The organism is Micromonospora tarapacensis, from assembly GCF_019697375.1.
GTDB classification, from domain to species: Bacteria; Actinomycetota; Actinomycetes; order Mycobacteriales; family Micromonosporaceae; genus Micromonospora; species Micromonospora tarapacensis.
In genome coordinates this window covers 327,900-348,827 of the sequence record NZ_JAHCDI010000004.1, presented here as the reverse complement: position 1 = coordinate 348,827, position 20,928 = coordinate 327,900, and the positions used below count along the sequence as shown (strand labels likewise).

The 20,928-nt window shown below is 68.5% G+C and carries 21 protein-coding genes, 1 other RNA gene and 1 pseudogene; 7 read left to right on the top strand and 16 right to left on the bottom strand.

The genetic code is table 11. The features are described from left to right. Positions 1–5: 5 nt before the first annotated feature. The 3 genes from KIF24_RS07630 to KIF24_RS07620 all read right to left on the bottom strand — a co-directional run bounded on the left by KIF24_RS07630 (position 6) and on the right by KIF24_RS07620 (position 2,556). The gene (locus KIF24_RS07630) at positions 6–260 is read right to left on the bottom strand and encodes a hypothetical protein (RefSeq protein WP_221083431.1); all 255 of its coding nucleotides are present in this window, start codon (positions 258–260) and stop codon (positions 6–8) included. Next, positions 257–1,879, bottom strand: coding sequence for a cell division protein FtsK (locus KIF24_RS07625; protein WP_407939897.1), 1,623 nt, complete (start codon positions 1,877–1,879; stop codon positions 257–259). The genes KIF24_RS07630 and KIF24_RS07625 overlap by 4 nt, the downstream gene beginning before the upstream one ends. Positions 1,880–2,154: 275 nt before the next feature. Next, a complete protein-coding gene (locus tag KIF24_RS07620; protein ID WP_221083430.1) occupies positions 2,155–2,556 on the bottom strand; it encodes a transcriptional regulator in 402 nt (133 codons plus the stop codon). Between the two features lie 152 nt (positions 2,557–2,708). Here KIF24_RS07620 and KIF24_RS07615 point away from each other — a divergent pair, with 152 nt between their 5' ends. Then, positions 2,709–3,164, top strand: coding sequence for a hypothetical protein (locus KIF24_RS07615; protein ID WP_221083429.1), 456 nt, complete (start codon positions 2,709–2,711; stop codon positions 3,162–3,164). On the opposite strand, the gene KIF24_RS07610 is transcribed toward KIF24_RS07615, so the two are convergent. From KIF24_RS07610 to KIF24_RS07595, 4 genes are all read right to left on the bottom strand, one after another. Beyond that, complete coding sequence (locus KIF24_RS07610; RefSeq protein ID WP_331461034.1) at positions 3,148–3,924, bottom strand: glycosyltransferase family 2 protein; 777 nt, start codon at positions 3,922–3,924, stop codon at positions 3,148–3,150. The two genes, KIF24_RS07615 and KIF24_RS07610, sit on opposite strands and share 17 nt — an antisense overlap. Further along, the gene (locus KIF24_RS07605; RefSeq protein ID WP_221083428.1) at positions 3,912–4,733 is read right to left on the bottom strand and encodes a GntR family transcriptional regulator; all 822 of its coding nucleotides are present in this window, start codon (positions 4,731–4,733) and stop codon (positions 3,912–3,914) included. Before KIF24_RS07605 ends, KIF24_RS07610 begins: the two co-directional genes overlap by 13 nt. Positions 4,734–4,860: 127 nt before the next feature. Beyond that, the gene (locus KIF24_RS07600) at positions 4,861–5,205 is read right to left on the bottom strand and encodes a hypothetical protein (RefSeq protein WP_230415364.1); all 345 of its coding nucleotides are present in this window, start codon (positions 5,203–5,205) and stop codon (positions 4,861–4,863) included. After that, positions 5,192–5,434 carry a hypothetical protein gene (locus KIF24_RS07595; RefSeq protein WP_230415363.1) on the bottom strand — a complete coding sequence of 81 codons (243 nt, stop codon included), beginning with the start codon at positions 5,432–5,434 and terminating at the stop codon, positions 5,192–5,194. The genes KIF24_RS07600 and KIF24_RS07595 overlap by 14 nt, the downstream gene beginning before the upstream one ends. Before the next feature lie 644 nt (positions 5,435–6,078). On the opposite strand from KIF24_RS07595, the gene KIF24_RS07590 reads away from it, so the two are divergent. Together KIF24_RS07590 and KIF24_RS07585 are read left to right on the top strand one after the other, a co-directional pair. Next, positions 6,079–6,489, top strand: a complete 411-nt coding sequence (locus KIF24_RS07590; RefSeq protein WP_221083427.1) for a GntR family transcriptional regulator — start codon at positions 6,079–6,081, stop codon at positions 6,487–6,489. 821 nt (positions 6,490–7,310) lie between these two features. Continuing rightward, the gene (locus tag KIF24_RS07585) at positions 7,311–9,905 is read left to right on the top strand and encodes a hypothetical protein (protein WP_221083426.1); all 2,595 of its coding nucleotides are present in this window, start codon (positions 7,311–7,313) and stop codon (positions 9,903–9,905) included. A gap of 200 nt (positions 9,906–10,105) precedes the next feature. Here KIF24_RS07585 and KIF24_RS07580 read toward each other — a convergent pair whose 3' ends face one another. The 4 genes from KIF24_RS07580 to rnpB all read right to left on the bottom strand — a co-directional run bounded on the left by KIF24_RS07580 (position 10,106) and on the right by rnpB (position 12,844). Then, a complete protein-coding gene (locus KIF24_RS07580; RefSeq protein ID WP_221083425.1) occupies positions 10,106–10,885 on the bottom strand; it encodes a hypothetical protein in 780 nt (259 codons plus the stop codon). Positions 10,886–10,954: 69 nt separating this feature from the next. After that, positions 10,955–11,419: a HEPN/Toprim-associated domain-containing protein gene (locus KIF24_RS07575; protein ID WP_221083424.1), complete on the bottom strand. Its 465-nt coding sequence runs from the start codon at positions 11,417–11,419 to the stop codon at positions 10,955–10,957. A 383-nt stretch (positions 11,420–11,802) separates the two neighbouring features. Beyond that, positions 11,803–12,036, bottom strand: coding sequence for a hypothetical protein (locus tag KIF24_RS07570; RefSeq protein WP_221083423.1), 234 nt, complete (start codon positions 12,034–12,036; stop codon positions 11,803–11,805). Between the two features lie 392 nt (positions 12,037–12,428). Continuing rightward, positions 12,429–12,844, bottom strand: an RNA gene (gene rnpB / locus KIF24_RS07565) — RNase P RNA component class A. A gap of 128 nt (positions 12,845–12,972) precedes the next feature. On the opposite strand from rnpB, the pseudogene KIF24_RS34965 reads away from it, so the two are divergent. Together KIF24_RS34965 and KIF24_RS07555 are read left to right on the top strand one after the other, a co-directional pair. Next, positions 12,973–13,478: pseudogene (locus KIF24_RS34965) on the top strand (mycothiol transferase). Positions 13,479–13,540: 62 nt separating this feature from the next. Continuing rightward, positions 13,541–14,302, top strand: a complete 762-nt coding sequence (locus KIF24_RS07555; protein ID WP_221083422.1) for a sulfite exporter TauE/SafE family protein — start codon at positions 13,541–13,543, stop codon at positions 14,300–14,302. A gap of 6 nt (positions 14,303–14,308) precedes the next feature. Here KIF24_RS07555 and KIF24_RS07550 read toward each other — a convergent pair whose 3' ends face one another. The 5 genes from KIF24_RS07550 to KIF24_RS07530 form a co-directional block, all read right to left on the bottom strand. Continuing rightward, positions 14,309–15,517, bottom strand: a complete 1,209-nt coding sequence (locus KIF24_RS07550; protein WP_221083421.1) for a bifunctional RNase H/acid phosphatase — start codon at positions 15,515–15,517, stop codon at positions 14,309–14,311. Between the two features lie 3 nt (positions 15,518–15,520). Beyond that, positions 15,521–16,258 (bottom strand): zinc ribbon domain-containing protein, encoded by a 738-nt coding sequence (locus tag KIF24_RS07545; RefSeq protein ID WP_221083420.1) that lies wholly within the window; start codon positions 16,256–16,258, stop codon positions 15,521–15,523. After that, positions 16,248–17,135, bottom strand: coding sequence for a Nif3-like dinuclear metal center hexameric protein (locus KIF24_RS07540; protein ID WP_221083419.1), 888 nt, complete (start codon positions 17,133–17,135; stop codon positions 16,248–16,250). The genes KIF24_RS07545 and KIF24_RS07540 overlap by 11 nt, the downstream gene beginning before the upstream one ends. A 96-nt stretch (positions 17,136–17,231) precedes the next feature. Continuing rightward, on the bottom strand, positions 17,232–17,852 hold the full coding sequence (locus tag KIF24_RS07535; RefSeq protein ID WP_221083418.1) for a flavoprotein: 621 nt from the start codon (positions 17,850–17,852) through the stop codon (positions 17,232–17,234). A gap of 13 nt (positions 17,853–17,865) precedes the next feature. Next, complete coding sequence (locus KIF24_RS07530) at positions 17,866–19,095, bottom strand: helix-turn-helix domain-containing protein (protein ID WP_221083417.1); 1,230 nt, start codon at positions 19,093–19,095, stop codon at positions 17,866–17,868. 250 nt (positions 19,096–19,345) lie between these two features. Here KIF24_RS07530 and KIF24_RS07525 point away from each other — a divergent pair, with 250 nt between their 5' ends. Next, the gene (locus tag KIF24_RS07525) at positions 19,346–20,017 is read left to right on the top strand and encodes a bifunctional DNA primase/polymerase (RefSeq protein WP_221083416.1); all 672 of its coding nucleotides are present in this window, start codon (positions 19,346–19,348) and stop codon (positions 20,015–20,017) included. 629 nt (positions 20,018–20,646) lie between these two features. Next, a complete protein-coding gene (locus tag KIF24_RS07520; protein WP_221083415.1) occupies positions 20,647–20,904 on the top strand; it encodes a DUF3040 domain-containing protein in 258 nt (85 codons plus the stop codon). Positions 20,905–20,928 lie beyond the last annotated feature (24 nt).

The window sequence follows — 20,928 nt, the reverse complement described above, 5'->3', positions numbered from 1 at the left end:
GGCGGTTACCTCCTGGCCGGTCGGATGTCGGTGCGGATGTAGTCGGGCGGGGTTCCGAGGGAGGCGACGGCTTCGGAGAGGCAGCGCCACAGCGCCCACGCCTCGTCGGGGGTCAGGGACATGCGGCGCCGGCCCGCTCCGACGGCGAGATAGACCGGGTACGGGTCGGGTCGGTCCGGGTCGACGCGCACGGAGACGGCGGTGACCGGTTCGGGGGTACGCAGCCGGTAGAAGCGCCGGCCGGTCGGAGTGGCGGTCACCGCGCCCCACCCCCGCTGTCTCGGTCGAGCAGATTGCGCAGCGATTCGGGCAGCAGCGGGCCGGACGGCTTACGCGGCAGCGGAGGCCGGGCCGGTTCGGTGGCGGTTTCCCGGCCGACCTGGGCGAGGATGTCCGCCGCGTCGGCCGGAGCCGGGTACTGCCGCGCCATGTCGCGAATGTCGTCGTCGCTGACGTACGAGAACCGGACCCGCATCGGGTCGGGAGTGCCGTCGAGGATCACGTACCCGACGCCCTTGGCCCATCGGGGCATCTGGTCGGCAAGAGCGCCCCGGTTGCGGGCACCGTCACCAAGCACCATGTCGACCTGTGACGCCTCGGTCAGGCCGAGCGCGATGCGGGTCGGGAAGAGGTCCCGGAACGGCAGCACCTCCTTACGCGGGTCCTGCAACGCGGCCACCACCAGGACGCCGACGCCGGCACCCTGAGACAGCAGCAGCCCCAGCGAGGACGCGATGCGCTTGCGCAGCTCGACATCTTGCAGATACGCCGTCAGCGCGGCCATCTCGTCGACGACGACCACGACCAACGGGTCAGCCTCAGTCGGCGTGTGCACCCGCACCGTGCCGGCAAGCCGGGTCTGACGCTCGCGCAGGACGGTGACGGCCTCGTCGAGGAGGTCGGCCATGGCCTCGAACGACTTGCAGGCGAACCGGGCGAACATCGGACGCCCGAGCGCGAACTCCATCCCGCCCTTGGGGTCGATCACCCAGAGCCGCACCAGACCGGAGGCGATCCCGCCGCCGAGGACCCGGACGAGCGACCAGAGCACCGAGCCCTTGCCGGAGCGGGTGGCGCCACCGACGAGGACGTGCGTGGCGAGCAGGTGCAGCGACCAGGTCCGCAGGTCCTCCCGCCGAGCCAGGGGCAGCGCGGTGAAGTCCGGCACCGCCGGCACCGGGAACGGCGGCACCACGGTACGCAGCGCATCAGTACGCACCAGGGCCAGGTAGACCACCGTCGGCCGGTCCCGGTAGCGCAGCCGGTCAACGAGCCGCAGCAGCCAGGCAGCGTGACCGGTCCGGATCGGCGGATCACCGGGACGCTCGGAGTAGACCCGGACGTGCCGCCGGCCGAACGCATACGCCAGGTTGGCGCTGACCGCCTGGAACTGCTCCGGCGTCTGGCCCCGCACCATGCGGACGGTCAGCACGTCTAGCGCCTGATCCGAGCGCACCCGCAGCAGCTGCGGCAGAACCGGCCGATGGTCGTACGTCTCGGCGAGCCCGCACAGCGTCATGGCCTCACGCCACACCCGCCGGTAGACGAACACCCGCCGGAACGACCCGAGCAGCGGACCCGCCAACCAGGTCCACCAGGACGACTCGTCCCGCCACCGCCACACCGCCGAGGCCGCCGACCCCAGCACCAGCGGCACCACCAGCCCGAACAAGCCGAACTCGACGTACAGCCACAGCGCCAGCAGCGCCGAGCCGGTGGCCACCGGATGCCGCAGGCACCACCAGATAGCCCGCCCGGACCAGCGCAGCACCAGCCCGAGCACCACCGCCCAGACCGGCAACACGAACCGCTTCGGCCGGACCACCAACAGATCCCCGGCCGAGGTCATCACCACCTCACCGCGAGGCCGCCGAATCATTTGGCACCCCGCAGCGACACGAACCGGCCCGCCGCATCACGGACCGGAGGGAACGGAAGCACGAGTTGCCCGACACAGCCGTCACATCGACCGTCGGCACCCGTGCCCGGATCGAACCGGACCTGACACACGCCACACCGGGGCCAGCCATGGCCGGCCCGACGCCTACCCTTGGACACGTCACTACCTCTCTCGCTACGAGCAGGGGGAAGAGACAGAGAAGGGCGGGGCTGCCGTCCGCCAAGATCAGACAGCCCCGCCCACCTTCACAGCGACTACGCCGCCGCCTTCTTGTTGCCAGCCACACCCGCCGGAGCCCGCAGCGCGGTCGCCCGCAGCGAGTACGCCATCCGGCCGTTGTTCGCCACGTACGGCGTGACCGTCATGCCCTCGAACTCCACCGCCTCGAACGGCGCACCCGTCGGCGGCACCGGCTGGTAGTCAGCCGAAATCTTCACCGTCGTCTCCCGGGACCGTTTCCCCAGCTCAGGGTCAAGGTCCATTACCCGGACCTGCCACACCCGCTGACCGGTCAGCTTGTCCTTGGCCGGGCTACGTCGACCCGTCTTCTCGTCGTAGTCCTCCACCTCACCCAGCGACTCGGGCACCAACGCGCACCCCGCCGGGAACACGTCCTCACAACGCACGGCGAACCTCGTACCGCCACGCAGAGCCATAGCTCACCCTCCAGGTTGTTGACTTGTCTGCCAAGCTGCGTCCAAGGTAGACGGCACTTGGCAGACAAGTCAACAAGTTTCGGCGAGCACCGGCGGCATGGACCGGGAAGTCGGCGATGCGGCGCGACTTGTTATGGCCCCGGTTTGGGGGTATGTCGGCAGCTATGCCAGGTCATGACGCATCAACTGACGAGGAACACTCCCGGCCGGCGGGGGTCGATGACGCCACCGTCGAAGCGCTGGGCGAGTTGAGCAAAGCTCTGGAAACGATCCACCGTGTACGCGGGCACCTGTACTCCGCGCATCAGCTCGTCGGCGGCGCGGACCTCACCCTTGATCGGGTGGTCGAGTTGCTGCGGCACGCAGGGCACGACGAGATCGCCGAGCGGGTAGAGCGGGAGCTGCTAGGCCGAAACGTCCTACCTGGTCGCTGGACGTTCCAGATCATGGAGGAGTTCGACGACGGCTACTACGCGGCGTTCCAGGAGGTCGAGCGGCACGCCCGGGACAAGTTGGCCGGCGGTCGACGGCACATCTACGAGGCCGAGATGAAGGAGCGGCGGCGCACCCACGGGATGCCGGGGCATGAGGCTACGCCGCAGGAGTGACCGGCAGTCCGTTCGGGAGCATCGTGGCCAGGGCTACGGCTCTGGCCTCGATGATTTTCATGCGGCCTTCGTACTCGGTGGGTTCGCGGTGGGCGGCTTGGCTGGTGACCTGGCCGGGCCACTTGCGGTAGAGCAGGCCGTGTTCCCGCGTGAAGTAGCCTGCGCTGACGGCGCTGGCGGCCAGGAGCAGGCCGGTGTCTTCGGAGGCGGGTAGGGCCATCCAGCCGCCGAGGGCCAGGAGCAGGTCCCGGCGGATGCAGAGGGTGGCGGGGTGGACCTGAGCGCGGTAGCCGTTGGCTTGCCAGAACGCCAGGACGGCACCGCGGGCTATAGGTCCGCCGGCCGGATCCTTGTCCCATCCGACAGTTGACCCGTCGGGCATCAGGTCCAGGACGCGCGAGGTCGTCCAGCCGATGTGCGGGTGAGTGTCGAAGGCGGCGATGTCCCGGGCGAGTGCGCCTGCGGTGAGCTGGTCGTCTGCATCCAGCACCTTGACGTATTGCCCGGTGACACGGGCAAGAGCGAGGGTGCGGGCAACACCCGGGCCGCCGGGACGACCGCCGCCGATGCTGATGCGAGGGTCGTCCGGCAGCACCTGAGCCAGGGCGCCGGTCTGCCCGTCCTCCTGGACGAGCCACTGCCAGTCCCACCCGTCGGGCATGTCCTGCTTGACCAACGAGTCGTACGCGCCGGCCAGATACTCGATGCTGGGCGCGTGAACTGGGGTGATGACCGAGACGAGCTGCGTCAAGTTTTCCACCGTTGGAGTGTGTGGGAGTAGACAAGCTCGGTCCGGTCACCCGGCATGACCACGTCGGCGACCTCGACGATGCGGCCGGTGGTGTCGATGGAGGTCTTCCGCACGGTCAGCACCGAGACGCCGGGGTCGATGTCGAGGAGTTCGGCCTCATCGGGTGACGGCGGACGCGCCCGAACCTCGTCCTCGATTCGGTCCAGCTCGACGCCGATGGTGTGGAGTTGGTGTTGTGAGCCGCCGGGCCAGGGCTCGTTGTTCTGGTCGAGCAGGTCCGGGTTCGCGGCCACTAGGTCATAGGGCAGGTACGAGTACGACATGGTCAGCGGCGCGTTCTCGTGCCGCGACGAGGTCCAGTACACCCGACGCAACAACGCCGTACCCGGCTCCACCTGCAACGCTGCCGCCATATCCACGTCCGCCTCGACGCGGGTGTATTCGGCGTGGAACTTGAGGTCATCGACGGTGAGGCCGGTGTCGTGCTCGGTCGCGCCGGTCTTGAGCCGCTCGTCCTGGTCGAGTAGGACCCTGTCCTTCTCCCACTGATACCGCTCCGCGTTGCGACGCCGGACCCGCTGGCGGGGTGCCCGCACGTAGGTGCCGCGCCCCTGCTCCGCGCGGACCAGACCCCATTCCCGGAGCTGGCGGATGGCGTTACGGACGCTCGTCCGCGACAGGCCCGACGTGTCGGCCAGCTCAGTCTCGCTCGGCATCAGTGTGCCGGGCGCGAGTTCTCCGCTCGTGATCTTGGCCCGCAACTCTTCGGCGAGTTGCAGGTAACGAGGGCGCCAGTCCCGGCCATGCACACCGGTCACCGTACCCCCTAGACGTTCCAACGACTGCCAGGTGGTCCCACCCGCCGGCCGCTCCGGCACCGGATCCACCGCCACCACCGGCCGACGCGAACGCTGAGCAGCGACCGGAGTACGCCGGGAGCTGCGGTCAGTGGCGGTCATAGCGTCCCTCCAACGGTTGCCCCTTGGCCATCACCCGCCACCGGGCGTAGGTCAGTTCGTAGATCAGCCGATCGAGCTGGCCCCGCGACAGCAGCACCGATTGCGACGCCCCGTAGCGGGTCGCGTCGACCTTGACGACCGGGTCGCGGCGCCGGAAACGGTCCAGAAGCAGTTGCACGCTCACCCAGCCGCTGCGCTCGCTGCCGATCGTGGCGAGCAGCCCTCGATGCATCGGATCGTCCGGCCCGCAGCCCCGACACCAGTCAGGACACGACGCCTCGTCGGCGGTGTTGGCCGCCTGGACGTCGGTCGGCTCGTCACTGGCGCCCATGCTCGCCCTCCCCTGGATCACCGGCTTGTGCCAGTAGTGAGCCGAGTTGGTCGACCAGATGCGCGGCTTGCGGGAGGGTGAGTTCGGCCCAGCCGGCGCCGGCCCGGCAGGAGGCGTGCACCACGACCGTCGGCGGTTCGTCGTCGGAGCCGATCAGGTACGACACGACCAGCCCGGACGACCGGACCTCACCGACCCGCAACAGCGCGCCCCGATGGCGTCGCGCCATGTGGGCCAGCACAGGCGGCACCAAATGCCCGCACCGATCCGGCACGCACCACGCAGGATGGCTCGCCACGGCAGGCCGCCGGCCCGTCTGACTCATCGCGGCCACCGCCCGCCGTTGCCCCGGACCATCTGACCCCGGGTCAGCAGCGGCGCATGACGCAGCGCCGGCAGTTCACGGGTCCGCTCCACCGCCCAGCGCAACGGACCGGCGTTACGAGCAGGAGCGGAAGCGTCGGAGCGGCTTCCGACTCCGGGTGTGACCCGGTTCGGCTGTCGGCGGGACCGCCAGGACAGAAACCAGGGACGTCGACGATGAGAGCCAGGCACCGCACCTCCAGGTGTAGGAGAGCCGGTGACCGATCAGGGGGATTGACCGGCCACCGGCCCGACAGAGGGCACGGCGCACCGTCCGACACCGGACGGGTCGGATATCGCCGAACCACCTTGTACGCACGGCTACCGCAACCTGCCCACCAGGACGCCGCGCCTCACACACGACCAGGCCGACGCAGCACCACCCCTGATACAAGGCGTCATCCCAGCCGCACACCCAGAAACGTACCTACAAGTGGATGAGTTGTCTACACATCAAAACGACGCTTCCGGTTGGCACTTGGTAAGACAAGTGCCAGGTACGGTGACCAGGTGCCCACCCCGCACTACGGTCAACCTCGTTACCGCGTCATCGCCGACGAGCTACGAGAGCGAATTGAGAGCGGCGCCATCCCACCCGGCGCCCTGCTGCCAGCCGAAAGCGCCCTCACCGCCGAGTTCCAGGTGGCCCGCGGCACGATCCGCAAGGCGATAGCTGCGCTACGGGAGGAGGGCTATGCCGCCACCGAACACGGCCGGGGCACACATGCGGCCCGCCATACGCCGAACCCTGCGAACGAGCCGGGCACCAGCCAGCGAGAGATGCCAGCCGATGCACGCTTAGCAACACTGTTCCAGGTCAAAGTCGGAGCAACGCTGATCGAGCGGGAGAAGATCATTCGGCTGGGAGGGCAGGTTGAAGCAGTCGTTAGGACCTATCACGTACACCACACCAGCGCCTAACGGCACAGCGCAGAGGTTCAATGCCTCATCAAGGCGGCCCTTGACGGGCCGCACGCGCCGCCACCTGGGCGTGCGCCGGCCGCTGCCGCTGTCGCTCTGCGGCCGTCACGCCTGACGCCCGGCGGCTGGCGCGGATAGCGGGAAGCCCGGAGGGCCGCCGCATGACGACAAGGCCGTTTGACCGGTGGGTGGTGGGCCGGCAGCCGGCCGGCGTAGGGAGCGCACGCCGGCCGCGTCGGTGACCTGGCGGCGGTCGCGGGGTTGCGGCTATTGCGCCTCCGGCGGGGGCGCTCCGGCTCCAGGATGGCCGGGGCTCCGTCGGCGGGTGACGGTCCGTAGGTGGTTGCGGAAGGAGCCATCCCGCCTGCCATCGACCCGGGCAAGCCGAGCAGACCACCGCCCGACCCGCCAGCGCCCGTACGTGCGTCAAGGTCCGCTTGATGACGTGGCGGCCGGTCGGCGGCCCGCTCCCCCAGGAGGGCGGATCAACGGGAGACGGGTTGGACATGCCTGGGTACAAGAGTGGTGGGGACGCGGCGTGGCCGACGCGCGGAAATCGGACGCACGTCTGGTGTAGACCTTCGATGCTTTCCGACACTGAACGGTGGCGCTGCATGAACAATAATGAACTCCCATGCCCGCCAGTGACCTGGCTGGAAGCCTAAGGAGGCGTGCGAGGCGTGACATCGGCCCCCACAACCAAGGGAAGCGCCAGCCCATACTCAACCGGCGGTGGCGGGACGATACTGGAGCACACCTATGGCGCACTCCTCCTTGCTGCTCTCTTGCGGCGGTCACCAGCGCGGGGCCTAGGTGAGGACGTGACGCCGACTGAGGTGCGCTTTCAGCAGGGAGCGTATCACCCAGTAGATGATTTGATGGTAATCGGTGAATGCGAGTCAGGTGAGCGGCGGCTGCACATCGGTGTGCGACGCAACCCTACAATTACCTCCCGAAATTCAGAATTCATAAAGCTACTCGCCGACTACTTACGCATGGTTGCCGATCATAGTGCTGATATTGACTTGGATCGAGTTCGCCTCGGACTGGCTATTGCGGGCCCACACACGGCCTGTCAGGAGGTCGCTCAACTAGCGCAGTTCGCTCGCACGCATCGCAATGAAAAGAGATTCCGCGCGGCGATAGCAGCTCCTCGCGCCATGAATCGGAAGGTGCGGGGTCGGTTGGGAATGCTTGACGAGGCGGTATCCAAAGCTGCGAGCGTCGCAGGGATTCCGTTGGCATCCTCTCGCGCTTCGGGCCAACTATCCTGGCAGCTGCTTCGTGGCTTACGTGTGATCGACTTGCGGCTTGAAGGCGATGATCCTGCAGACCAAGCAAGCGCCATAGCTGGCCTGATGGCCATCGCCGGAAATGCCTCCCAAGCGACAGCCTTGTGGCGGCGCTTGGTTACCCTATCATCGCGATACGCGCAGACGGCAGCAACGGTCGATCAAACTCTACTGAGCCGAGATCTCTCAAGCCAGCTCAGCCCCGTTACGCCGAGCAGGACGCAGCCGTTCTCCAACGCCGCGCCGGACCACGGGCAGAAAACAACTAACACAATCGGTGAGACACGGCAGCCATGGCAATCGATCCCGGTCGCCGACTGTCTGCCCGAACAGGTCGGCGTTCATGGTGTTAGCGGCGAATCAGATGAAGAAACGAGGCTGAACCTCCCGCCGTATATCGTGCGCGACTATGATCGCGCGCTCCGGTCCAAATTCCGTCAACTGTCGTCGCAAGGCGGGTTACTGATTGCAGTTGGCGCATCTTCCACAGGTAAGTCCAGAAGCATGTATGAGGCAGTGCGCGAAGTTTGCCCTGACTGGCAACTGCTGCTCGCCGATAGTGCCGATGCCCTCCGAAAAGCGGTGAAGAGTGGTATCCCTGGCCGGACGGTGGTGTGGCTCGATGACACTCCCAGTCTTCGTTATCTCGGCGCTGGTGGCCTAACGAAGACCGAGGTATTAGCGCTCATCCGGCATGCCGATCAGCCCGTTGTGGTTGTCGATATGCTTTGGCCTGCTGTCTACCAGCAACTGAGCACGGTCCCGCAAGCTGAGCCAGAAGCGCAGGCAAACGACGTCTGGCGAGACGCGCGAGAAGTCCTCTCACTCGCTGCGCACGCCGTGATTGACGTACCGGATCAGTTCAGCTCGCATGAGCGTGAGCAGGCCGCCCGCGTAGCTAGCTCCACCGGCGATCGTCGCTTGGCTGAAGCACTAGCCGACAACCAGTATGGTATTTCCCAGCACCTAGCGGGCGCTCCACAGCAAATCAAACACTGGGAACACGGAAAGGTTTCCCAGCCCTATGGCTGGGCTGTCCTTACAGCAGCCATCGACATTCGGCGCATTGGCATACGAGTACCTCTGACGGTGGATTTGCTAAGTGAAGCCGCGTGGGCGTATCTAACCGGCGCGCAGATTGCTGATGCGAGCAGCAACTGGCTTGAAGCGGCCCTTTCCCATGCGTCGAAGAAGCTCCATGGCGGCATTCAAGCGCTACTTCCGGTTCCCGGGTCAAAAATTGGAAGCCTCGCAGGATACGAGGTGGCGGACTACTTGCAGCAGTACGCGTCGATACACCGCTACTACGAACCGCTTCCGCCGGGCCTCCGTGAAATCCTCTCTGCGAATCTTGATGCCACGGATGCATTGGTGCAGCTCGCGCTGAATACTGAGCAGTGCGGCTCGATGGATAGCGCCATACCTCTGTATCGCCGTGTGTACACGTTGAGTCCCATGGCGCGATGGCGGCTGCCTCAGCTACTGGCTGCAGACAGTCAGGAGAAGGAGTTGCGAGAACTTATTGTACTTGGCGACGCGGCCCATGCCCGTCGGTCTTTGAACGAACTCTTGGCGAAACAGGGTCGCGAGAATGATTTGCGAAAGCTTTCCGAGTCGGGGGACTTGGATGCTCGGTGGAGGTTGGCACTACTTCTGCTGCGCGAGGGAAGGTCTGGTGAGGTTCGCGAGCTAGCTTCGGAAGGAGGGCTTGGTTCGATCCATCTCGATGACCTTCTCTCGCGAGCAAGAGAGATCATTCGCCGAAACAGGGAACGTGACGCTGCCGACACCCTCGCTGCCGAGATGCTTGCCCGTAACAGCCAAGATAGAGTTTCTTCTGTGTGTGACGAGCAGAGCGGTAACGGTCGGCAACGGCTCGCCGCATACGAGGGGGAGCTGCGGCGGCTTGCCGGCGAGGGAAGCATCCCTGCCCGCAGGTTGCTCGCTGAGCTTGTCTCCGAGCAGGGCCGAGAAGCTGACCTGCGCGCGATGGCTGCCGCAGGTGACCTTGCTGCTCGTGAAGAACTCGTTGTCCTGCTGACCAAGCAGCGCAGCGGAAGAGAACACCAGCCTTCCTCGGCAGGCATGGACAGTGAGAGCCGAACGCAGCCGACAACGGACTGAGTGACTATCGGGGTGACGATCACGACGGACGCCGGTGGACGAGGACGCACGGCGAGGGTCGCCACAGGAGATGAGGGCAGTTGAAGTAGCAGGTGGCGGAGCCGTGTTGGTTGCCTGGGAGCCAAGGGGTCGTCGGCTCAAATCGGCCGGCCCGACAGCGAGAAGCGTCGGCAGGTCAGAGACCTGCGGAAGTCCTCTCCTTATCGCTCGGTATGGGTGCCCGGTCTGCTCCAAGAGTTGCTCAGGGCATCCATCAAGGCGTCTATAATGGATAGAATTCCGGACCAGTCCTGTGATTTCAGGGCTCCCAGGTCCTTGTTGGCGACAGCTAATTTCTGCTCGAAAGCTCTCTGTGCGGCGCTCTTGTCAAGGACTTCGCCCTGGTATGCCTTAATTCTGCCCATGTATCCTTTCCACTGCACGGGCAGCAGGGAGCCGTCGTTACGAGTAAGCACGTCTCTGCCTAAGTACAGCTCGATGGATCCCGCTAGGCCATTTACGTCCATGTCGACGCTGCCTTGAGGGCCGAGCGTAGGATAATTACCGGCAATTTCTAGGTTAGGATAGTGGATTATGCGGAAATGATGCGGGAGGCTGCTGTTGCTGAGCCCAAGTACCGCCTCTCGTGCCGCGCTATCATTGTCGAATAATGCGAGCACTGGGTTGGCAATCCCTGCCGCAGCGAAGCTTTTCACCATCCTTACTGCCGCTGCCGCACCTCCTTCATTGCCAGTGTCATAGTCGAGGAATCGTACGTAAGTCATGAGATGGGGCTTCAGGAGCTTTATCGATTCCTGAAGTACGCGGGCATCGAAGCGACCCTCTGTAATTATGATTGGTGGTCCAGCATTGGGTCCACCATCGATGTCTGGCCCTGTGATTACTGTCGTCTCGTCGTAAAGCCAGCCACCCTCTTCGAGCTCGGTAACATCTAGAGTGAATAAATCACTGGGTTCGGCAAGCTCAGCCAGGAGGCGCATAACTACGCGCTGGTCTAGGCTCTCGAATAGGTAGAGCGCCCCCAGGTCTCGTTGGTCCGGCGTTTCTTGTTAAACTTTCTCTAGGAGGTGAATCTTTACGTCCTCTAGCCACTGAGGAAATGTCAGATCTTGATAGTATCTTAGTTCTCGTTTTGACTGCTGCATATATTCTTGGCGATCGGGGTCGAATTCCATTTCCGTAAGTCGCTCTACCGATGTTGTTGATACTTCGATCGAAATTTGACGAGCTTCCTTGAAGACGTCTTCTACCACTTTCATGCTGTAGCCCAATACGGTTAGGCGATCCCGTACCACTGCCGCCGAGGCCTGGTAAGCGATTACCTCCAGGCTCTCCAACTCTTCCTCTTCGTAGTCTTCCAGAGGGAAGTACCCGTGAGCGTACTTAATCGCCTCCCCACCTGTGATTCGCCTGAGATCACTTGGCGAAAAGAAGTAGTTGACCTCCGAATGAATCTCGTTTCGATACGAAAATACTTCTCTGTCGTTTAGGAAGATGCTTGCGTAGCTGGCCACGCAGCTATGCTTTCTACTTGAAGGCCTCGACCGCAAGCCCTGCCTCCGGCAAACCTGGAAGGCAGCTTCGAGGCGCGGAACAAGATCCGGAACCTGCGCGGAATGCTCAAGTACATCGGTGGAGAGCCGCTGAGCGTATGCCCTGGCAGGACGGCGGGTGGCCCAGCAGGCGCTACACCCTTCCTAAACCGTTGCTCCCGACGGGACCTACCTGTCTTCAACCGGGTCCACTGCCGATTTGCTCTCTTCTGGATCAAGGCACCGCGCTCCGCGCGGTGCAGGGCGGTAAGCCCGGCCGGCGGCAAGCCGCCCCGGCCGCCTACGGCACCGGGGCGGTAAGCCGCCGACAGCCGCCGGGACACCGCCCCGACACTGGACGCAGATCAGTCCAGGGCGAGTTCGTCCGGGTAGCGCTGACGATGCGCAGCGACCGCATGGCGCAGGCAGTAGTCAAGACTATTGCCGTCGCACCTGATCGCCGCCGCGCCGAGCTGCTGGCCCGAGATCACCACCGTCCAGGGGCCGTGCTCCCGCTCCCCGTCAATCTTGACGATGCCGACCAGGCCCAGTTCCCCCAGGCGTTCCAGCAACTCCGGCACCCGCTCATCCCACCTCATCCGGGATTGGACCACGAAGGCCGGTACGGAAGCCGTCGCCCCGGCCCCCGTCGAGGTCGGGGCTTCCGGCTGCCGCTCCAGTCCAACCCCGGGACTGGCTTGCCACTGGCTCATCCCATCCCGGCACCCAGCTCCACGGCCAAGACGTACCCGACCCTCCCCCGCAGCCGCCGGCCCCTACCCGGAGCCACACCCGCCGACCCCGTAAAGGCCCCACGACGGGAGCAGCACTGCCGACCCGAGGCGAGGCCAACTGCGCTCAGGGCGTCTCCAGGGCGTCAGGGCGTCCACAGGGCGTCAAACGCCGGCCAAAGTTGACCAACGACGACCATCGACGCCCAGACATAGAACCAGCTCAGAGCCCTTGGTCGCGGCTCTGAGCTGGTGGGCGACGGACGAGTCGACCTGTACGCCGGATTCTGTGCGCGGCGCGTACCCCGAGGGGTTTCGCGCCGGCGGCGGTCATCCATCTCGGCCTGCCGTCGCCGGCAGGCTCGTGCGGCCTACCCGCAGACATCGGGCGGGCAGCCCTCGAACGTCTGCGCGGGTCGTCATCTTGCGGTGACGGCCCTCTCTTGGCCTTGCTCCGGGTGGGGTTTACCGAGCCACCCCGGTCACCCGGGGTGCTGGTGGGCTCTTACCCCACCGTTTCACCCTTACCGTCCCCGACGGGGCCGGCGGTCTGTTTTCTGTGGCACTGTCCCGCGGGTCGCCCCGGGTTGCCGTTAGCAACCACCCTGCCCTGTGGAGTCCGGACGTTCCTCGGCGACGGGCCGTGGCCCGCCGACGCGACCGCCCGGTCGACTCGTCCGTCGCGCACTCATCCTAACGACACCGGATCCGCGTCTATTGCCGCGGCCGCCCGGCCGTAGCCGCCCGGCCGTAGCCGCCCGGCCCGCGGGTGGTCGGCGGGGTACGGATAATGGCCGGGTGACGATGCCTCCGTTTCCCGAGCCCACGGTGCCGGCCGCCGGGCGGGACGAGGTGTTCCTGCGGTACCTCGACTACTTCCGGGACGGTGTGCTGGCGAAGGTGTCCGCGCTGGCCGAGGCAGAGCGGCGGCGCAGCAGGCTGCCGTCCGGCTGGACTCCGCTGGAGCTGCTCAAGCACCTTCGTTACGTGGAACTCCGCTGGATCGAGTGGGGTTTCCAGGGACGCGAGGTCGCGGAGCCGTGGGGCGACCGGCGCGCGCAACGGTGGTATGTCGCACCGCAGGAGGATGCCGCGGAGCTGGCGGCGGCGCTGCGCGCGCAGGGCGCCCACACCCGCGCGGTGGTGCGGGTGCCGACCTGGCGGCACGTGGCGCGCCGGGGCCTCGGTGGGACGGCGCGGATCCGGCGTCGCTGGAGCGGGTGCTGTTCCACCTCCTCCAGGAGTATGCCCGTCATCTCGGGCAGCTCGACATCGTGGCGGAGTTGGCCGGTGGCCCGCTCGGTGAGTAGCCCGGTCGCGACGGTGAGGGGCCTGCGGTGGCATCCGCTCCCGGCGGACTAGCCTGCGGATCATGGAACTCGCCGACGCCGCGCTGCTGGTCGCCGCCGGTCTGGCCGCGGGCACGGTCAACGCGGTGGCCGGGGGCGGTTCGCTGATCACGTTTCCGGCGCTGCTCGCGATCGGGTTGCCGCCGGTTCCGGCGAACGTCACCAACTCGCTGTCGGTCTCCCCGGGATACGCCGCCGCCGTGGTGGGCAGCCGGGTGGACCTGCCCCGGGGGCGGCTGCTGGCCGCGTTGGTGCCCACCACCGTCGCCGGTGCGCTGGCCGGTGCCGGGCTGCTGCTGGTCACCCCGGCGCGGGCGTTCGAGCTGGTCGTACCCTTCCTGGTGCTGGCGGCGACGGCGGTGCTGGCGTTCCAGGATCCGTTGCGCCGGCTGGTCGGTCACCCGCGTGACCTGTCGCCGCGCCGCCGGGCCGGCATGGTCCAGGCCGTGGTGGCGCTGGCCGGGGTGTACGGCGGCTACTTCGGCGCGGCCGTCGGGGTGATGCTGGTCGCCGGGCTGGCCCTGGTCCTGGATGTGACGCTGGCCCGGGTGAGCGCGGTCAAGAACCTGCTCTCCGCCGTGATCGGCCTGACCACGGTGGTCGTCTTCACCATCGCCGGCCCGGTGAACTGGGCCGGGGTGGCGGTGATCGCGCCGGCCACGCTGGTCGGCGGGTACGCCGGCGCCCGGCTGGTCCGCCGCCTGCCCTCGGTCGTGTTGAAGACCGTGATCGTGCTGTTCGGCACCATCATCGGCCTCTACCTGCTCTGGCGTGCGCTGCCCTGACCGCCGCTACACCTCGGCGAGGTGGGCGGTCTCGTTGACGGAGCGGACGGCGACGCCGCCGTCGGGCCAGCGGTCGAGCACCGAGACGCCGGCCGCGTCGAGGTAGAGCCGGTGCAGGAAGGCGTCGGTGGCGCCGAGCGCGTCGCGGAGCATCAGCTTGATCGGCGAGACGTGCGAGACCACCACGACGGTCTGACCAGGGTACGCGGCGAGCAGTCGCTCGGTCACCCGGGCGCAGCGCTCGGCGACCTCGGCGAACGACTCGCCGTCCGGCGGCGCGACCCGGGTGGAGGCGAGCCAGGCGTCGAGTTCGCCCGCCCAGCCCTCGCGCACCTCGGCGAAGGTGCGCCCCTCCCAGGCGCCGAAGTCGCACTCGATGAGGTCGTCGTCCCGGCGCACCGGGATCTCACCGACCGCGGCGGCGATCGCCTCGGCGGTCGCCGTACACCGGGACAGCGGTGAGCTGATCACGGTCGCGGCGTCCCGGGCCAGCGCGGCCACCCGGGCGGCGGTGGCCCGCACCTGGGCCCGGCCCTTGGCGCTGAGCGGGATGTCGCCGCGGCCGGAGTAGCGGCCCTGCTCGGTGTACTCGGTCTCGCCGTGGCGGACCAGGATCAGCCGGGTGGCGGTGAAGGTGGGCCGCGGCTCCCAGGAGACCGGTGCGGTCGTCAGGTCGGTGCCGACCTCCTCGCTCCGGGCGGCGACCGCCGCCGCACCACCGCCGGCCGGCTGCGGGCCGCCGAGTCGGCGCGGTGGCTCGACCACCCGCGGTGGCGTGACGGTGGGTACGGCGACGTTCGACGCGACGGCGGCGTCCATGGCGGCGTTGGCGAGGGCGTCGGCGTGGGTGTTGCGCTCCCGGGGGATCCAGCTGAACCGGACCGCGGTGAACCGGCCGACCAGCTTGGCGGCCTCGGCCGCCAGTGGGCGCAGGCCCGGATGCTTGATCTGCCAGCGGCCGGACATCTGCTCGACCACGAGCTTGGAGTCCATCCGGATCTCGACCTCGTCGGCGCCCAGTTCGGCGGCGGCGGCCAGGCCGGCGATCAGTCCCCGGTACTCGGCGACGTTGTTGGTGGCCACGCCGATCGACTCGCTCCGCTCGGCCAGCACCGCGCCGGTCGCCGGATCGCGGAGTACCGCACCGTACCCGGCCGGGCCGGGATTGCCCCGCGAGCCACCGTCGGCCTCGACGAGGACCGTACGCGACGCCACCGGCTACAGTCCCGACTCGTTGGTGCGGACCATGATCCGGCGGCAGTCCTCGCAACGGATCACGTCGTCGGGGTCGGACTTGCGGATCCGGGACAGGTCGGCGCCGGAGATCTCCAGCCGGCATCCGCCGCAGCGGCCGACGGCCAGCAGCGCCGCGCCGAGCCCGGTGTCCGCGCGAATCCGGTCGTAGAGCTGCACCAGGTCGGCGGGGAGGTCGTTGGCGAGGGGCTGCCGGGCGGAACGCTTGAACTCCTCCTCCCGGCCGATCTCGGCGAGGCTGTCGTCCCGCCGCTGCTCGGTGGCGGCCCGCCGCTCGCGCACCTCGGCCAGCCGCCGTTCGACCCCGTCCAGCGTCGACTGGGCGGTCTCCCGCTGTTCCATCAGCTCCAGTTCGGCGTCCTCCAGGTCGCTCTGCCGGCGGTTGAGGGAGGCCAGTTCGTGTTGCAGGGCCTCCAGTTCGCGGGCCGGTCCGGTGCCGGCGGCCAGCCGGTCCTCGTCCCTGGTCTTGCGCGCCTGCACCTGGTCGACGTCCTTCTCCATCCGGGTGATGTCCCGGTCCAGGTCGTCGACCGCGACCTGGGCGCGGACCCGCTCGTCCTCCAGCGCGGACAGCTCCCGCGCGAGGGCCTCCAGCTCGGCCCGTTCGGGCAGCGTCCGTCGCCGGTGGGCGAGCTGGGCCAGGGCGGTGTCGATGGCCTGGAGGTCGAGCAGGCGGCGCTGGACCTGGGGGTCAGCCTTCACGGTCGGGCTCCTTGTCGTCCACTGCGGGTTCGCCTGCTGCGGGTGCGGCGGCGTGTACGGTCCACGGGTCGGTGTCCAGGTCGGACACCAGGGTTTCGACGCCCGGCGCGGCCCGCAGCACCGCGGCCAGGTCATCCAGCCAGGGCCGCTCGGTCGCCCAATGGGTGGCGTCGAGCAGTGCCGGCCCTCCGGTGGCCAGGTGTTCGCCGGTCGGGTGGTGACGCAGGTCCGACGTGAGATAGGCGTCGACGCCGGCGACGGCCGCGTCGGCCAGGAAACCGTCTCCCGCGCCACCGCAGACTGCCAGCGTACGCACCGTCCGGTTCGGGTCGCCGGCGGCGCGTACCCCGACGGCGGTGGCCGGGAGCACGGCGGCGGCCAGCCGGGTGAGTTCGGCCAGGGTCAGCGGGTGCGGCAGCCGGCCGATCCGGCCGGCTCCCCGGCCCGCTCCGGCGGCGGGGCTGCCGGGGCGGGCCGGTTGCAGCGGACGGAGGTCGACCAGCCCGAGCCGGGCGGCGAGGGCGTCGGAAACCCCGGGAACGGCGACGTCGGCGTTGGTGTGCGCGACGTACAGCGCGACGTCGGCCTTGATCAGCTGGTGGATGATCCGGCCCTTGTACGTCGTCGGCGCGACCGAGGAGACCCCGCGCAGCAGCAGCGGATGGTGAGCGATGATCATTTCGACACCGGCGTCGAGCGCCTCCGCGACCGTCTCGGGGACCACGTCGACGACGCAGAGGACCCGGCGTACGGTGCCGCCCGGTTCGCCGAGCACCAGTCCGATGCGGTCCCACTCCTCGGCCCAGGCCGGCGGATAGCGCCGCTCCAGCTCGGCCACCACGTCGGCGACGGTCGGCACGGCTGTGGTTGTGCTCACGGCGGGCCAGCTTACCGGCGTCGCCGGCCCTGCGGGACATCACCTGGCCGACCCCCGGCAGTGGCCCGGGCCGCGGTCGCGACCCGGGCCGGGTTGCTAATGGGGCGCCGCTCTGCCTGCGACGTCGACCGGGGGCTCCTCCGTCGGCCCGGTCCGGTGCAGGCGGTCACGGACGGCGGTCAGCGGCAGCGCCCAGGGGAAGGCGTGCTGGCGCCGCTCGCCCGTCCCGGGTGGGTGTAGCGGAAAGACGTCGTCGCCGAAGAGCACGCTCACCCCCCACTCGGCGAGCCGGGCGATGCCCGCCCGGAAGGCGGGGTGGGCGGCCATCGCCGCGTTGGTGTACGGCACGGCCACCAGTGGCACTCCCCTGCCCTGCGCCTCGACCAGCAGCCCGAGGGCGAGGGTGTCCGCGATGCCGGCCACCCACTTGTTGACCGTGTTGACCGTGGCCGGGCAAACGATCATGGCATCCGCGGTGGGCAGCACGTCCGGGTCACCCGGGTTCTTGTAGTGGGTGCGTACCGGGTGGCCGGTCTGGCGGGCCAACGCGGTGCGGTCGACGAACTTGGCACCGTCCGGCGTGGTGATCACGCAGACGTCCCAGCCGTCCTGCTGGGCCAGCTCGACGAGCCGGCCCACGTCTCGGGCCAGCGGCGAGCCACAGGCGATGATGTAGAGCACCTCGCGGTGCCCGTCGTGGCGGTGCGAACCGGTCATGCCGGCTCCGAGGTCATACTCCTACTCCCATGTGCTCAGCCAACTCCGCGATCGGAGAAGGCGGCGCACCACGTGTGCGACGCAGGACGTCCGACATCACCTCGTGGGCGATCGGTCGGCAGCGGATCTCCGACGGTGCCAGCCGGTCACCGCGCAGCAGCATCTCACCGGCGTTGGCCACGTCGCCGATCTGGGCGAAGCCCCGGGCCAGGTCCAGCAGGTGGTGCGCCCGGCGTTCGGGCAGCAGCGCGTCGAAGGGTGCGGGCTGGATCCGCTGGCGGTGCACCTCGATCGCCCGGCCGCCGTCACCCAGCTCGACCGCGGCCGCTGCGCGGTGCAGCTCCACGTTTGTCGGCCCGAACGAGGTCCAGTAGTGGTTCTGGTCGCTGCCCAGCTCGGCCGCTGCCGCGTGGGCGCCGTCGAGCAGGTCGTCCACCGTGGCGGTGTCGCCCACCCGGGAGGCGGCCATGGCGCCCTGTAGCAGCAGCATCCCGTAGACCGAGATCCGCTCGGGCCGGCTGTCGTTGCCGCCACCGGGGGCGAGTTGGTTGGCGATCCTGACGTTCAACTCCAGCGCGGGCCGGGGTCGACCCATCGCCACCAGGGCGTTGCAGACCCGGGTGGTGGCGATGCCGGCGAGCAGCTGGTCGTCGGCGCGCTGGGCGACCGCGATGGACCGGTCGGCGGCGAGCCAGGCCAGGTCGCGCTCCCCCAGCTTGCGCAGCACCGACGAGGCGATCTGGTAGACCTGCCCGAGCAGGTTGGCGGCTCGCTGCGCCTGGTCGCCGCCGTACGCGGCGTCGGCCGCCTGGGCGTCACGCAACAGCTTCGGCAGCGCCCGGGTCAGCATCCCGTAGCGGCCGTACTGGTAGGTCAGCCAGGCGTGGGTGACCGCCTTGGACATGTCGGCCAGCGGCGGAGGGTACGGCACCGCGTCGAAGTAGGCGCTTATCGAGTCGTACCGCTCCAGCGCCGCCCGGATCTCCTCGACCTCGGACTGGTCGATGCAGTTCAGCGCGTCCGTCCGCCGCTCCGGGTCCTTGCCGAGCAACAGTTGCACGTCCACCTGGAGGATGTCGGCGATCTCGTAGAGCACGGAGAACTTGTCCAGCCGCCGTACCCCGCGCTCGATCTTGTCGACCCAGCTCTTCGACTTGCCCAACCGGTCGGCGAAGACCTGCTGCGACATCTTCCGCCGGCCACGCCAGTAGGCCACCCGCCGCCCGATGGGTAACTCGTCCATACTCCCCAGTCCTCCCCTTGCTGGAGCCCTGGCCAGGTGCCGGGGGCCGGTCCGCGGGTGCGGCGATCCGTCCGTATCTCAGATTTCCACCGGTCGCACAGGAAGTGCGTCAGCCAGACGGCCGGTTCTCGTACTTTTCGTGCAAGTTGCATCAGCCACTTTGCCAAATAAACGATCGCGGCCCACGGCAGTGACGGTGCTCGACATGCGAGCTGACGCCGGTCGGGCCCGGCGAGGGGAGATGGCACCAATGTGGGGGAATGTCGGACCACGAGTGGCGCGTCTGTCGCCGTTGGAACGGGTACGGCTGCGCCGCGTCGCGGTGCGGTACGCCATGCACGGCTGGGAGGTGACTCCCGGGGCCTGCCTGGCGCGCAGCCGCTTCGTCTGCGGGCGAGCCGGCTGCCCGACCGTCGGCCCGCATCCCGCCCTGGAGGACTGGGAGCAGGCCGCCAGCAGCGATCCGGCCCGGGTGGCGACCTGGTGGCGGTCCCGTCCACACGGCGTACTGCTGCCCACCGGACGCTCCTTCGACGTGCTGGAGATCCCCGCCCAGCTGGGCCGTCGGGTCCTCGACGCGGTCCGGTCCCACCCGGTCGGCCCGGGGGTACGCGGTCCGGTGCTGGTCACCCCGACCGGGCGGTGGATGTTCCTGGTCCGCCCCGGTGACCCGCTGCGACCCGACCTGGAGCACTGCCTCCACGTGGTGCGCCACGGCCCCGGCTCGTGGATCGCGGCCCCACCCACCCGGCTGCCGGAGGGGCAGGTCCGCTGGGCGGTGGCCCCGGAACAGGCCCGCTGGCAGCTGCCGGACTCCTACCTCGTGCAGAACACTCTGGTCGACGCCGTGCGCGCGGCCGGGATCACGCTGACCCCGGCGCTGGTTCCCGGCCACCTGCCGCTGCCCCGCCGGGGTCGCTGACCGTCCGGCGGCGGGCGGGCGGCGGGCGGCGGAAGACGTCGGCGGCGAGACCCGTGGCGGCAGGTGCTCGTTGAGCCTTTCGACGGCGCACCGGCGCCGGGGAGCGGGGATCCGATGTCCACCGACGACACCAGGCACCACCCGGGCGGAGCCGAGCCGCCGCGGCGACACCGACCCGGCCGCCGATGGGCGGCCACCAGACCGCCGGGCGCCCGCCCCGGTCGGCCCCGGCCACTCGGATCCCGCCCGGCCAACATCCAGCGGCCGGCGCGCTGACCCGGAGCGGCACCTACCCTCACAAGGCGCGTGATCGGGCCGGTCGGGGGCACTTGAGGCAAGAGTTCAACGCGAATGGCGGTCGCTGGTTACCGGTCAGTCGGGTACGCACCTCGCAAGCAGGTCGTTCGGCCGGAGACACCGCTCGCGGGCGGCATTCCCACCCTGTGGGCAACCCGGAGCAGGTTCGACCGCACAGCAGAACTCAAGGCCCGGACAAGGGGCCACTCAGTTCCCACCGGGCGCCGCTCACCCTCGCCGTGCGGCCGAAAGTAGCAGCACGAAGAGCGCGTGAGCCGTCGCCACAGCGGGTATTCCGCCGCGCCGTTGCTGAACGCGTGAGGGGAAGGCACATGCTCAGCAAAGAGGATCAGCGCAGATTCGAGCAGATCACCCGCCACCTACGGGAGAGCGACCCGGGTTTCTTCGCCCGGCTCGACAATCGGGCCCGGGGCCGACGCGGCCGATGGCTGCTGTTGTTGACCATCGTGCTCTGGGCGGCGCTGCCGGCGACGACCGTGCTCGCCGGGCGGCTGGCCGGAGCGATCTTCGCGGTGGTGCTGCTGACCAACGCGGCGCTCATGTGGCGGTTCCGTCAGCGTTGGCTGTGACCGCCGGGCGGGCATCGGGGCGCA